Origin of the sequence: Nocardioides baekrokdamisoli (assembly GCF_003945325.1) — a bacterium.
Taxonomy (GTDB): Bacteria; Actinomycetota; Actinomycetes; order Propionibacteriales; family Nocardioidaceae; genus Nocardioides; species Nocardioides baekrokdamisoli.
Genome location: NZ_AP019307.1, coordinates 2286414 through 2299817, shown reverse-complemented (window position 1 = coordinate 2299817; position 13404 = coordinate 2286414). Strand labels below are relative to the sequence as shown.

The following is a 13404-nucleotide window of genomic DNA, read 5'->3' as shown; positions in this document are numbered from 1 at the left end:
GACCGAGCTCGGTGTCTCCCCCAATCCGACACCGATCTCGGTCGCGTTCGTTGCCGTGCCTCCACGGCTCGTCGGAGGTCAGCCGGCGAAGGCGTACGTCCTGTCCGCCGGCGTGGGGAGTTGCTGCCCGCGGGTGAGCCACAGGATGACGTCGCGCTTGCGTGCCTCGTACGAGATGCAGGCGGCGCGGAATGCGCCGTCGGAGATGTGTCGACCGCACCACGGCGCGGTCGCCGGCGTCCACAACTCACCCTTCGGATACCCGGCGCGTACGAGGTCCTGCCGGATCCCGCCGGCGTCAGGATTGACGGTCAGGTAGAGCACCGATCTCCCCCACGCCACGGACTCCCGCGCCAGTGCGAGCGTGCCGGGGATCGCCCGATGGTCGGCGGTCGTGAGGGCGATGTCGTCAATGCCGATCACGACCACTCCGCCGGGTCTGGTCACGGCCGAGGTCACCTGCCACACCCGGGCGGCCAGTGTCGGGTCACGAAGGGTCACCTGGGGAGCACCCCGGTGGACGCTGCGATGCGCCGGGCTCGGAGTCGGTGCCGGCGCGCCCCGGTCCGCCACCGCACCGCAGCCGGAGAGCGCAGTCAACGCCGCCAACCCGGCGATGAGCGGCTTCACGCCGGCGGCTGATCGACCAGCCGGCGTACCGCCTCGCGCAACTCCTGCTCGGGATCCAGGCCCTGCTCATGCGCCTCGGCCGCGAGCGCCAACAAGCGGTCACCGAGCTCGCCGTCCCCAGGGATGTAGGTGGTCCGGTTGAGCACCTTGTCGGCGTAGAGGAGGGCCGGGAGCGAGGCCGGGATGCCGTCAGCGGGCGAGCTGCGGTGAGGCTTCTCGGCGGTCTTGACCGCCTGCCAGGACTCGACGAGTTCGTCGTACGTCGGGCGCGGCCCCTCGCCCGGCTCGAAGATGTGCGGGTTGCGGCGGACCATCTTCGCCGTCAACTCATCCACGACGTCGTCCATGGTGAACTCGCCGGCGTCCTCGGCGATGACCACCTGGAAGTAGACCTGCAGCAGCAGGTCACCCAGTTCTTCCTTGAGGTGCTCGAGGTCGCCGGATTCGATCGCCTCGACGGTCTCGTGGGCCTCCTCGAGGAGATAACGAGCCAGAGAACGGTGGCTCTGCGCTGCCTTCCACGCGTCCTCGGCGCGCATCCGACGCATGAGGTGCAGGAAGTCGACGAGGCCGGCGCCGGCGCCGTCCTGAGCCGACCGGTTGGTCATCCCAGGACGCCCAAGTGGTGCAGCAGTTGGCGCAGCAGCGCGCCGCGACCGCCCTCGAGTTCGTCGGCGACGTGATCGCTCGCCGCACTCGCGGGTGACATCCAGGTGAGCTCGAGCGCGTCCTGCCGAGGCTCGCAGATACCGGTCACCGGAACCACGTACGCGAGCGCGACCGCATGCTGCCGCAGGTCGAAACGCTCGCCGGGCCACGGGAAGTACTCGCTCAGCGCCACCGGAACGATGCTGAGCGGCAGGCTCGGGAAGGCCGAGGGGCCGAGATCCTTCTCGAGATGGCGCATCAGCGCGTCCCTCAGGGACTCTCCGTGATGGACGCGGCCACTGACCAGGCTGCGGGTGATCTGGCCGGTGGTCGGACTTCCACGCAGCAGGAGACCGACTTCGCTGACGCGGCCGTCCGGCTCCATGCGTACCGGCAGGGCCTCGACATAGAGGATCGGGACCTGGGCTCGTACCTGGTTCAGCTGCTGGGTGCTGAGCCACCCCGGTTGACGATCGACGTCGGGCATCCCCGCATTCGACAGGTCCAGTGGATCCTCGCCGAAGTTCTCCTCGCCGAATGCCTCCATCGTCATGCGACGACCCTACGACCTGACGGTTCCCGAGTCGGGGAGGGACCCCTCAGAGCCTTGGGGCCGACGCGCCCACGAGCGAGCGAAGCGAGCAAGGCGCGCGCGGCGGTTCCACTTGGCGACGAGGGGTCCCTCCCCGACTCGGGAACCGTCAGTCCGCGGGGTCGACGACGGCGTCAATCAGTTGACGCAGCCACTGCAGCAGCGCGAGGCCTTCGAGCGGCTTGACCGGGAACGTGTCCGAGACGGGGCGCGGTACGAGGATCGTCTCGACGGGTGCCTTGATCAGCGACTTCGGATAGAGGCGCTGGAGGCGTATCTGCTTGGACTCCGGAAGCGTGACCGGGAACAGTCGTACGTTCTTGCCGGCGATGGTGATCTCGCTGACCCCGGCCTTCCGGGCACGGGCGCGGAAGCGGGCCACCTGGAGGAGGGCCAGGACGACCAGGGGCGGGTCACCGTAACGATCCTTCAGCTCGGCCTCGATCGCCTCGACGTCGGCGTCGGTACGCACTTCGGCGAGCCGCTTGTACATCTCGAGCCGCAACCGCTCGGATCCGATGTAGCCGTGTGGCAGATGGGCGTCGATCGGCAGTTCGATCCGGACCTCGCCCAGCTCCGGCGTCCCGTCCCCGCGGAAGTCCTGGACGGCCTCGCCGACCAGACGGACATAAAGATCGAAGCCGACGTCGGCGATGTGCCCGGACTGTTCCCCGCCCAGCAGGTTGCCGGCGCCACGGATCTCCAGGTCCTTCATCGCGATCGCCATGCCGCCGCCCAGATCCGAGTGCTGGGCCAACGTCGCCAGCCGCTCGTGAGCGGTCTCGGTGAGTGGCTTCTCCCCCGGATAGAGGAAGTACGCGTACGCGCGCTCGCGGGAGCGACCGACACGACCCCTGAGTTGGTGCAACTGCGAGAGGCCGAGCATGTCGGCGCGCTCGATGATCATCGTGTTGGCGTTGGAGACGTCGAGACCGGACTCGACGAGGGTCGTACAGACGAGGAGGTCGAACTTCCGCTCCCAGAAGTCGAGCATGACCTGCTCCAACTGCTTCTCGTTCATCTGGCCGTGCGCGGTGGCGACCCGGGCCTCGGGGACGAGTTCGCGCAGTCGCGCCGCGGCCTTCTCGATCGACTGCACCCGGTTGTGGATGTAGAACACCTGGCCGTCACGCAGCAGTTCGCGGCGTACGGCAGCGACGACCTGGCGGTCCTCGTAGGCACCGACGTAGGTGAGGACCGGGTGCCGCTCTTCGGGCGGAGTGGCGATGGTCGACATCTCGCGGATGCCGGTGATCGCCATCTCGAGCGTGCGCGGGATCGGGGTCGCGGACATGGAGAGCACGTCGACGGACGTACGCAGCCGCTTCATCTGCTCCTTGTGCTCGACGCCGAATCGCTGCTCCTCGTCGACGATGATCAGCCCGAGATCCTTGAACCTGGTGTCGGCGTTGAACAGGCGGTGGGTGCCGACGACGACGTCGATCGAGCCGTCCGCCAGCCCGGCCTGGACCGCCTTGGCCTCCTTGTCGGTCTGGAACCTGCTGAGACCCTCCAGCCGTACGGGGAAGCCGCTCATCCGCTCGCTGAAGGTGGCCAGGTGCTGGGTCACCAACAGGGTCGTGGGCACCAGGACCGCGACCTGCTTGCCGTCCTGGACGGCCTTGAACGCGGCGCGTACCGCGATCTCGGTCTTGCCGTAACCCACGTCGCCGCAGATCAGACGATCCATCGGGGTGGTCTTCATCATGTCGGCCTTGACCTCGTCGACGGTCGACAGCTGGTCCGCGGTCTCGACGTACGCGAAGGCGTCCTCGAGCTCGCGCTGCCACGGGGTGTCCGGGCCGAATGCGTACCCCTTGGTGGCTTGGCGGGCGGCGTAGAGCTTGATGAGCTCCGCCGCGATCTCCTTGACCGCCTTGCGCGCCCTGGCCTTGCGAGCGGTCCAGTCGCCACCGCCGAGGCGGTCCAGGCTCGGAGCCTCACCGCCGACGTACCTGGTGACCTGGTCGAGCGCATCGGCCGGCACGTAGAGCCGGTCCGGCGGAGCGCCACGCTTGCTGGCTCCGTACTCAAGGACGAGGTACTCACGAGTCGCACCGCTGACCTCGCGCTGCTTCATCTCCACGAACCGGCCGACGCCGTGCTGCTCGTGCACGACGTAGTCGCCGGTCTTGAGTTCCAAGGGATCGATCTGGCGCTTGCGGCGTACGGGCATCTTGCCCAGGTCGCGGCTGGCGGTCCGGGTGCCGCTGAGGTCCTCGGCGGTCAACACGACGAGCTTGCCGTCCTCATCGATGAAGCCCTCCGACAGGGCTCCCTGGACGACGCTGACGACCCGGAGGCGCGGCGTCCACTCCTCACCGGGCTCGATGTATCGGCTCGCTATATCGGCCTCACCGAGCGCCTCGACCGTACGCTGCGCCGGGCCGTGACCGGGTTGCACGATGACCACGCGCCATTCGGCCTCGATCCACGAGCGAATGTCGGCAGAAGCCTTCGCCCAGTCACCCCGGTAACCCGCCGGCGCCTGCCAGGTGACCCCGGCGTCGGCCTCCCCGCCGAACGGACCGAGCGTCCACCACGGCACGCCGCGGGCGATCGCCGTGGCGCGTACGTCCTCGAGATCGCGATAGCTGGCCGCGCCGAGGTCGATCGGCGCCTGTCCCCCGCTCGCTGCGACAGCCCAGGAGGCCGCCAGGAACTCCTCACTGGTGGTCACCAGATCCGCGGCCCGGCGGCGTACGCGCTCGGGGTCGAGGATCAGCACGGTCGACTCGTCGGGCAGGAGATCGACCAGGAGTTCCATGTCGTCGGTGAGGACGGGTGCGAGCGACTCCATGCCTTCGACCGCGATGCCCTGGGCGAGTTTGTCGGTCAGTTCGACCAGGGTCGGATGGGTCTCGCCCAATGCCTTTGCGCGAGCGCGTACCTCCTCGGTGAGGAGAAGCTCGCGACATGGCGGCGCCCACATCCGGTCCAGGGTCGCGACCGTCCGCTGGTCGGCCACCGAGAAGGACCGGATCTCGTCGACCTCGTCGCCGAAGAACTCGACCCGGATCGGGTGCTCCTCAGTCGGCGGGAAGACATCCACGATCCCGCCGCGGACCGCGAACTCACCACGCTTCTCGACGAGGTCGACCCGGGTGTACGCGGCGTCGACCAGTCCGCGGACGATGGCGTCGAGTTCGGCCGTCTGCCCGGGAACCACAGCCACCGGTTCGAGATCGGCGAGCCCCTTCACCTGCGGCTGCAAGACCGACCGCACCGTCGTGACCAGCACCCGGATCGGCGCCCCCTCCGGATGCTTCAGCCGCCGCAGCGCCGCGAGCCGACGACCGACCGTGTCCGCTCGCGGGGACAGCCGCTCATGCGGAAGCGTCTCCCAACTCGGGTAGTAGGCGACCTCCTCGGAGGACATCACGTCGCCGAGGTCGGCCACGAGCGTCTCGGCCTCTCGCGACGTCGCGGTCACGACGACCACCAGGCGTCCCTCGCGGACCAGGCCGACGGTGGCGAACGGACGCAGCGCCTCTGGGCCGGTCAGATCCAGGGCGAGTACGCGGCCGCCGCTCGCCTCGTCGAGCGAGGCGCGTACGACCTTCTCGGACAGGACCAGATCAGCGATCGGGACGAGCGACACCACGACTCCTGCGCAACACGATGTGCCCCCTGACCAGCCGGACAGGGGGTGATGGGCTCAGTCTAGGCGGCCGAGGAGCGCGCCGGCGACGAGCCCGGCGGCCTACCCGAACGCGGTCTTCAGGGCCTGCCAGACCGGCTTGTGCGCGTTGTTCGCGTGCGCGACACCGAAGTGGTGTTCCTGGTCGGAGAACCACGTCGGCGACGTGCTGGAATCGTCTCGCAGGTCGTACCAGTAGTAGTTGCCCGCCCACGCGCAGCTTTTCCACGCCGCGACCTCCGCGGTCGCGAGTTTCGCCTGCTCGGCCTCACTGACGCACTGGTACGTGGCTCGCGCCACGCACGTGGGCGCACCGGCCTCGGTGATCCACGTCTTCTTGGCGCCGTCGCCCTGGGCAGCCATCAGCCTGCGAATGTTCACGGGTGTCTGGTACATCTCGCTCCAAGCAGAGCACTTGTTGTACGTGAGCATCTGGGCGGCCGTGGCGTTGCGCCAGAAGTTGTAGGGGTGCACCGAGAGGGCGTCGAAATACCCGTGCGCGCCCGCGGCGTACATGCGCTCCACGAAGTTGACCTGGTTCACGCCGCGGCTGCTGACCCCACCGTCACCCGTCCCGTCACAGTTGGCGTCGTTGTAGCCGCCGATGGGCGCGAGTGATCCCGCCACGATCGGGGCCACCTGCGGAGTCGTCCGGGTGGCGTTGTACGCGGCGATCACGAGCTTGGCGTAGGCGCTCGGGTTGGGCCCGCTCTCCCAGAAATCCTTGAGGTTCGGCTCATTCCAGACCTCGATGCCGACCACCGGCGACTTCGGCACGCTCGGGTGACTGGTCCAGTACGAGCCCGTGGCGCCGTACCGCAGCAGGACCGCGTGGACGAAGGTCCCGTAGGTGCTGGGGTCCTTCGGCGGGTACCACTCCCAGTTCGGCAACGACGTTGAGACTCCGCTGGCCCAACTGGGGCTCTGACCGACGACCAGCAGCATCCGCTGGTGGTCGTCGGCGGCGATGCCGACGGTGGCGTCGAAGAAGCTCCAGTTGTACGCGGACTTGGTCGGCTGCACCGAGGCCCAGGGAACCACCATCCGGAGCGTCCTCGACCCGCCCGTGGAAGCGAGCTTCACGTAGGTGGAGAAGTCTTTCTGGTCCTGAATGGAGTAGCCATAGAGTCCGCTCGCACCGGTCGCGGCGGACGCAGATCCGTCGGTGCCGACGGCGTACGCGCCAAGCATCGTGGCTGCGGCGAGGCATCCGGCGACGGCGTAACGGAATCGTCGGGTCATGGTTCCCTCCATCTCGGTCCCGCCGGCTCATCGGAGCGGCGCTCAGGCCAAGCGGAATCCGCGCCCGGGCCGGTGAACCTTAGCCCGGGCCTCACGACGCATGATCCTCAGGGGCCCCGAGCCCCCGAGACCCGACCAGGCCCGTCAGCCGAGCGGAAGGTAGCCCGTGACGAGCGCGACCAGTTCGTCCAGGAAGGCCTCGCGCGAGATCGGCGGTCGATCGATCACCCACCGCACGGCGAGGTTCTCGATCGCCAGCACCATCACCCAGGCTGCGGTGGCCGGTGCCGGGACCAGACCGCGGACAGCCAGATAGGCGGTGGCGAGTTGCTGCACCCGCTGCTCCACGGCCGCGCGGGCAGGGTTGTTGCGCGCGAGCGGCAGGACCTCGTAAGCCACGTGCAGCAGTGCTGCGTCGGACTCCAGCGCGCACACCAGCGCATCGAGGACGCCGCGTACGAGGTCCTCCGGCGGGCCGGCGATGCGGTCCCCGAGAGCCGCCACCACCTGTTCGCTCATGCTCGCCATGTAGCGGTCGATGACGACGTCGATGATCGCGGTCTTGTTCGGGAAATACTGGTAGAGCGACCCGGGGCTGATGTCCGCGACGTCCGCGACCCGGTTGGTGGAGAACGCGTCGTACCCGTCGCTCACGAGCACCTCACGACCGGCTGTGACGATCCGCTCGACCATGTCGCGGGATCGCTGCTGTGTCGGAACTTTTCGCATGGTCGCAGTATGCGACGAAATGCGACTTGTATGCGAGTAATCGCTCGTATCACCATGAAGGCATGGTCACAATGCCGATCTATCCGACCCGGTTCCGTGAGGGCGAGGCACGCGGAGCCCGGCTTGGTCGTGCGCTGCGGGTCATCGCAGGCGTACGCAGTCTCGACGAGGATCTGATGGACCGGATCGGTCGAGGATTCCTGGAACGCGACGAGCTCGGCGCCTCGCTGGTCGAGGCGATGCGAATGCGAGAGGGCGAGCCGAGTGCGGTGAGCCGGGCGCAGTTCCAGCAGGCACTGGAGCGCGGCATCGACGAGATGCCGGACGCGGCTCCGACGCTGAAGGCGTACTTCGGCGAGCTCACGGCCGTGCCCGGCTGGGTCGACCGCGACCAGCTCGTCGAGGGCGCCCTCCTGAGCCGGCGTCTGGGGCAGAACATCGCCGACATCCTGTTGCAGCTCTCGTTGATCGGCGGCTACCGGTTCGGTGGTCCGACCGACCTGCTGGTGGCCACCGGCGCGCTGACCGGGGAGGGCTCCGTACGCCGGCTGGCCGAGACCCAGAAGTGGACCGCCACCATCGGTGATCCCGGCTCGATCCTGCCCGGCGGGGAGGCTTGGCGGCTGACCGCCCACGTCCGGCTGATGCATGCGATGGTCAACGCCGGCTACGAGAAGCGATGGGACAACGCGCGTTGGGGCCTGCCGATCAACCAGACCGATCTCGCCTCGACGCTTGCGCTGTTCGATGCGACCGTGCTGCTCGGGTGTCGCGCGCTGGGCGTACGCATCACCCGCCGCGAGGCGGAGGCGTACATGCATCTGTGGAGGTACGTCGGCTATCTGCTCGGCATCGATCCCGACTTCTGGTCGACGTCGGAGCGCGACCGGTACCGGATGGCGTACCACGTGCTCCGCGCCCAGGGGCCACTCACCGAGGCAGGCCCGGCGCTCGCCCAGTCCGCCGTCGACCTGCAGGCCGACCGGATCTATCCCGGCTGGCCGACGGTGTTGATGCCACTACGGGCACGGTACGAGCGCGAGCGGATGCTCAGCATGATGACGGTGCTGCTGAACCCGACGAGCATGCGTGACCTCGGGCTGCCGCGGCGCCCGCCGTGGGCGTTGGCGTACATCGTGCCGATGAACCTGGTGCGCTATCAGGTCGTCGCGCGGACTCCGTACGGTCGTCGTCAGCTCGAGGCCTGGGGGCAGCGCGTACGGAGCCGCACCCTGTCCAGCACCTTCCGCGGCGCAGACCAGGCGGTCGGAGACCTGCCCTACTGACGGATGTCGGGTCTCGGCGCGGCAGACGTCGGGTCTCGGGCTGACGGATGCCGGGTCTCGGCGGTCAGCCCGCGCGGGAGGCATACGTGTTGGCGGCTTTGTACACCTCGTCCACGTACCACTGCGCGTGGTTGTAGGAGTAGATCGCCGCAGCCCAGGCCGACGCCTTCGAGAGGTCGCGCCCGCCGGCACACAGGTACCGCGCGGCCGTGTACGCCGCGTCGTTGATGTTGTTGATGTCGACGGTTCCGTCGCCGTCGCCGTCAGCGGCCCAGCGGTTCCAGGTGTCGGAGATGAACTGCATCGGTCCCATCGCCCGGCCGAGGCCGCCGGTGAGCGCCGGTCCAGTGATGGCACCGGTCGTCTCCCCGTTCGCCTGCAGCACACTGCCTCCGTGGGTGCCGTGACCCGACTCGATCCAGCCGATGCCGGCCAGCGTGGTCCAGCCGAGATGACACGCGGCCGGGGACGCCAGTTGGGCGGCGGCGTACGCCCGCACGGCCGTCGCGGGGATCCCGGTCCGGTTCGCGGTGCGGTTCACCCAGGCTGAGCTGATCTGGTCGACGGTCGGTTCGGAGTTCGCCGCCAGCACGAGCCGCGGCGCCTCAGCCGTGGGGACGACGGACGACCCGTCCGGCAGCGAGGCCGCGTACACACTGGCGTGCGACCCGGAGCCGACCGAGAGCGCGAACGCGAGACCGGCGCCGAGACTTGGGACGAACAGCGCAGCCGACAACAACCAGAGGCGGCGCAGCGACCCGGGCTCAGCCGAAGCGGCCGTGGACATAGTCAGCGGTCCGCGGATCCTGCGGGTTCTCGAACATCGCCTGGGTGTCGCCGTACTCGACGATCACACCGGGGGTGTTGTGCGAGGCCAGGAAGAACGCGGTCTGGTCGGACACACGCGCGGCCTGCTGCATGTTGTGGGTCACGATGACGATGGTGACCTCCTCGGCCAGCGTCTTCATCGTCTCCTCGATGACACGGGTGGAGGTCGGGTCGAGCGCCGAGCAGGGCTCGTCCATGAGGAGTACGCGCGGCTTGATCGCCATGGAGCGCGCGATGCACAGGCGCTGCTGCTGACCACCGGAGAGGCCGCCGCCGGGCGCGTCCAGACGGTCCTTGACCTCGTTCCAGAGGCCTCCGAGCTTGAGGCAGTGCTCGACGAGCTCTTCCTTCTCGTCCTTGGTGGCCTTCTTGCCGGTGAGCTTGAGCCCCGCGAGCACGTTGTCCTCGATCGACATCGCCGGGAACGGGTTCGGCTTCTGGAAGACCATGCCGATGTCCCGGCGAGCCTGGGTGATGCGTACGGATGCGTCGTAGATGTCCTGGCCGTCCAGCAGCACCTCCCCGGCGAGCGAGGCGATCGGGACGAGTTCGTGCATCCGGTTGAGGGTCCGCAGGAAGGTCGACTTGCCGCACCCCGATGGGCCGATCAGGGCGGTGATCTTGCCGGCCGGCATCGTCAGCGACACCCGGTCGAGGACCTTGCGGTCGCCGAACCAGCAGGAGACATCGCGGGCCTCGAGTGTCGCCAGAGCGGCCGGGGCGGCAGTGGCCTGCCTCTCCAGGTCGGCGGCGCTCTCGGCGATCACCAGCGTCTCGTCGTTCATGGTTCTCCTTGCAGCTCAGTAGAGATTCGGCAGGACGATGACGACCTGCTTGGCCATCTCCACGCCGATGATCAGGATCACGGGTACGCCCACGACCCAGGTGTGCCAGCGACCCCAGCGTCGCAGCGCGAGCACGATGCCCACAGCGACCACGACGGCAAGCTCGCCCCAGAGGAACAGCGGGAGCCAGCCGCCGGCGTCGGACGCCAGCGGCTGCTCGGCCGGGCTCAGTGCCGCGGCTCCGAGCACCGGCTGCGGGGTCGGGTACGCCTTGCCCACCAGATCGGCGTCGACGCGTACGACCGCGCCCGAGACGAACGGGATGCCGGTCGCCCCGACGAGGGTGAGGCGGGCGGCCGTCGCCGAGGCCAGTGCCGGCGAGCGGTCGCCGGCGTACCGGACGTCGGTGACGCGGTACGTCGCGAGACCCTGACCGGTCGTGGTGAGGATGGTGTCGCCCGGCCTGAGGGAGGCGATGTCAGCGAACGGACCGCCGTACGCGGCCTGGCGGCCGTACACGACGCTGACGCCCTGCTGACCCGGAAGCGGGGTGTCGCGACGGTGACCCGGGCCGGCGAGAAGGGTGGATCCCGTCGTCCCCTCGACCACGGTGTCGGTGATGCCGAGGGCGGGGATGCGGAGGAGTGCGACCGGTGCGCCGGGCTTGAGCATGGCGCCGTTGCTGTCGACCTGGCCGATCGGGGCCGTGCCGAGAGCGAGCTGGGCACGGAAGTCGTTGTAGAGCACGCTCTGGCTGCGGTGCTCGGCAAGCTGGGAGATGACTCCCAGATGGAGCGCCAGACCAGCGAAGAGTGCGGCGACGATGATCATGGCCCAGCCGGACACGCGCAGGAGCATGGTGTCGGATGGGCGCGGGACCGCTCGGCGGAGATCCGCCGGGGCGGCGGTGGTGCCGATGCGGGCGGGCACGACACGGCGGCCGCCCGGGCCAGGCGCCGCGAGGTGTCGCAAGGAGTTGAAGGAACGGCGGAACACCGCCCCGGCCGAAGCCGGGGCGGTGTCCACGTCGTGCGGTGCAGTCTCGGTCAAGATCAGATGACCGTGATCACGGCTGCGGTCTTGGTCCAGCCCGCACCGTTGATGTTGCCGTTGCCGCCGTAGGTCACCCACACCACGTAGGTGCCCTTGGCCAGCGCCTTGCCGAAGGCGTACTTCAGCGCGCCGCCGGAGCCCAGCGCCTTCCACGGGAAGGCGTACTTCACGACACCGGTGGACGTCCGGAGCTGTACACCCACGTTGCCGGTCGGGACCAGGCCCGGAGCCGTCACGCGAACGATGGTGTAGCCACCCGTCGAGGTGTGGACGATCTTCAGCGCGGAAGCGGAGACGGTCGCGGTCGACTTGGCGACCGAGTACGTCAGCGGCGTGGCCGGGTTCGGGTTGACCGGCGCAGCGCCGACACCATCGAGGTTGGCCGTGAAGCCGTCGCTCGCGCCGGTGCCGTACTGGAAGGTGCCGGCGGCCGGGGTCGGGACCGCGATCGGAGCGGCCGTGGTCGAACCAGCGGCGACGGTGGTGTTGTAGACGTTGCCGTTGATGGTCACCGCGAGGGTGCCACCACCGTTGCTGTTGGAGGTCACCGGGAAGACGAACGATGCCGTACGACCCGCCACGGCGCCCGTGATGACCGGCGTGCCGACCGTCGGGGTCGAGGCGACGTCAGCCGAACGGCTGATGTTGCCGCAGTTCGAGTCCTTGATGAAGCCGTACGCCTGGATCGTCGCCGAGTCGAGGCAGAACTTCGAGCCGCCACCGACGAAGGTGTCGTAGAGCGCGCGGTTCTTGACGCTGGCGTTCGGGTTCTTGATCGCGCGGGTCGCGACGATGTTGAAGACCTCACGGGTCAGCTTGGCCGTGTTGGCACCGACGGTCTCGGAGCCATCCGCCTTGTAGGTCGCGTTCGGCGAGTAGACGCCACCGTTGTCGGTGTACGGCAGGACCGAGTGGGCGGTGCCACCGACGGCCGAGTCGAACGGAACCAGGACGTAGTCCGTACCGGCGACCTTGGTGGACGGGTCAGCGATCAGGCCGTTGTGGTAGCCGATGAACTTCGCACCCGAGAACGGCGCGATGGTCGCGACCGAGGCCGAGTTCGGCTCGAGGATCGCGGTGCCGTCGTGCTCCTGGACCGGGTTGCCGGCCAGGTCGGTGTTACCGATGTACGCACCGGTCGCGGTCGGCGTGCCGTTGGTGGTCTGGAAGCTGTCGCCCTTGTTGGACCCGAGCTGCACGGCGTTGTTGACCGCGTTCAGGTCCTTCAGGAAGAACTGACGGCTGCCCGAGCCCGGCTTGGGGAGGTACGCCTGGATCGGGATGAAACCGGCGTCGGGCGTGCCCGCAACCGTCTCAGCCTGGAGGGCACCGGTCGTGGTGTTCACCTCGTTGACGTTGCCGAGGTAGATGTCGGCCAGGTTGGCCAGCGTCAGACCGAGGCCACCGTTGGTGAGCTTGAACGGGCTGCCCGCCGGAGCGGCGAAGCTGATCGAGTCGATCGCGAACGGGATCTCGGTGACGACACCGGCGCCGGCAACGTTGGCGTTGCCGCTGTTGGTCGCCTCGGTGCCCTGGAAGCCAGAAGCACGGGAGTAGTCGATGTCACCGCGGGCGACACCGTCGCTGCCGGTCGTACTGATGCCGAGGGATTCCTTGAGGGCGGTGTAACCCGCGCCCGAGCCATTCGGGTGGGCAGCCGGAGCGCCACCGCTGCGGTACGTGATCGCGGTCGTGCCCGTGGCGGTCCACGACGCGAGGTTCAGCTTGCCATCAGGCGTCGACCCGAGGTCCTGGCTGACGCCGTACTCGACGTCCTGGATCGTGTCGGAGCCGACGCCCACGAGGGTGTTGGGGCCGATCGCCGAGACCGCTGGGTCCTCCTGCGTTGCGGTCAGTGCCGCAGCCGCGGCGTTGGCGGCGGGGACCACGAGGCCGAAGCCCATCGTGGCAGCCGCAGCAAGACCGATGGTGGCCTTGCTGAAGGTGGATACCTTCATCGAATTTCCTTCC

At 68.7% G+C, this 13404-nt stretch carries 11 protein-coding genes; 1 reads left to right on the top strand and 10 read right to left on the bottom strand.

The features are described from left to right. Positions 1-78: 78 nt before the first annotated feature. The 6 genes from KCTC_RS11250 to KCTC_RS11225 form a co-directional block, all read right to left on the bottom strand. Positions 79-630 (bottom strand): hypothetical protein, encoded by a 552-nt coding sequence (locus tag KCTC_RS11250; protein ID WP_125569360.1) that lies wholly within the window; start codon positions 628-630, stop codon positions 79-81. Next, positions 627-1238: a MazG family protein gene (locus KCTC_RS11245; RefSeq protein WP_125569359.1), complete on the bottom strand. Its 612-nt coding sequence runs from the start codon at positions 1236-1238 to the stop codon at positions 627-629. Before KCTC_RS11245 ends, KCTC_RS11250 begins: the two co-directional genes overlap by 4 nt. Continuing rightward, a complete protein-coding gene (locus KCTC_RS11240; RefSeq protein WP_125569358.1) occupies positions 1235-1831 on the bottom strand; it encodes a DUF4916 domain-containing protein in 597 nt (198 codons plus the stop codon). Before KCTC_RS11240 ends, KCTC_RS11245 begins: the two co-directional genes overlap by 4 nt. A gap of 148 nt (positions 1832-1979) precedes the next feature. Beyond that, positions 1980-5471 carry a transcription-repair coupling factor gene (gene mfd / locus KCTC_RS11235; RefSeq protein WP_125569357.1) on the bottom strand — a complete coding sequence of 1164 codons (3492 nt, stop codon included), beginning with the start codon at positions 5469-5471 and terminating at the stop codon, positions 1980-1982. A gap of 102 nt (positions 5472-5573) precedes the next feature. Continuing rightward, positions 5574-6752 (bottom strand): hypothetical protein, encoded by a 1179-nt coding sequence (locus tag KCTC_RS11230; RefSeq protein WP_164512576.1) that lies wholly within the window; start codon positions 6750-6752, stop codon positions 5574-5576. 144 nt (positions 6753-6896) lie between these two features. Further along, the gene (locus tag KCTC_RS11225; RefSeq protein ID WP_197715180.1) at positions 6897-7481 is read right to left on the bottom strand and encodes a TetR/AcrR family transcriptional regulator; all 585 of its coding nucleotides are present in this window, start codon (positions 7479-7481) and stop codon (positions 6897-6899) included. 62 nt (positions 7482-7543) lie between these two features. Between KCTC_RS11225 and KCTC_RS11220 the strand changes: the two genes are divergently transcribed. Next, positions 7544-8767, top strand: a complete 1224-nt coding sequence (locus KCTC_RS11220) for an oxygenase MpaB family protein (protein ID WP_125569355.1) — start codon at positions 7544-7546, stop codon at positions 8765-8767. Between the two features lie 64 nt (positions 8768-8831). Here the strand turns inward: KCTC_RS11220 and KCTC_RS11215 are convergent, their stop codons facing one another. From KCTC_RS11215 to KCTC_RS11200, 4 genes are read right to left on the bottom strand one after another with little or no spacing between them, the layout of a single operon-like run. Beyond that, the gene (locus KCTC_RS11215; RefSeq protein ID WP_125569354.1) at positions 8832-9554 is read right to left on the bottom strand and encodes a lytic transglycosylase domain-containing protein; all 723 of its coding nucleotides are present in this window, start codon (positions 9552-9554) and stop codon (positions 8832-8834) included. Further along, positions 9532-10380, bottom strand: a complete 849-nt coding sequence (gene pstB / locus KCTC_RS11210) for a phosphate ABC transporter ATP-binding protein PstB (protein WP_125569353.1) — start codon at positions 10378-10380, stop codon at positions 9532-9534. The genes KCTC_RS11215 and pstB overlap by 23 nt, the downstream gene beginning before the upstream one ends. A gap of 15 nt (positions 10381-10395) precedes the next feature. Next, entirely contained in the window at positions 10396-11430 is a 1035-nt protein-coding gene (locus tag KCTC_RS11205; RefSeq protein ID WP_125569352.1) for a sortase, read from the bottom strand. Positions 11431-11432: 2 nt separating this feature from the next. Beyond that, on the bottom strand, positions 11433-13391 hold the full coding sequence (locus KCTC_RS11200) for a hypothetical protein (protein WP_125569351.1): 1959 nt from the start codon (positions 13389-13391) through the stop codon (positions 11433-11435). Positions 13392-13404: the final 13 nt, after the last annotated feature.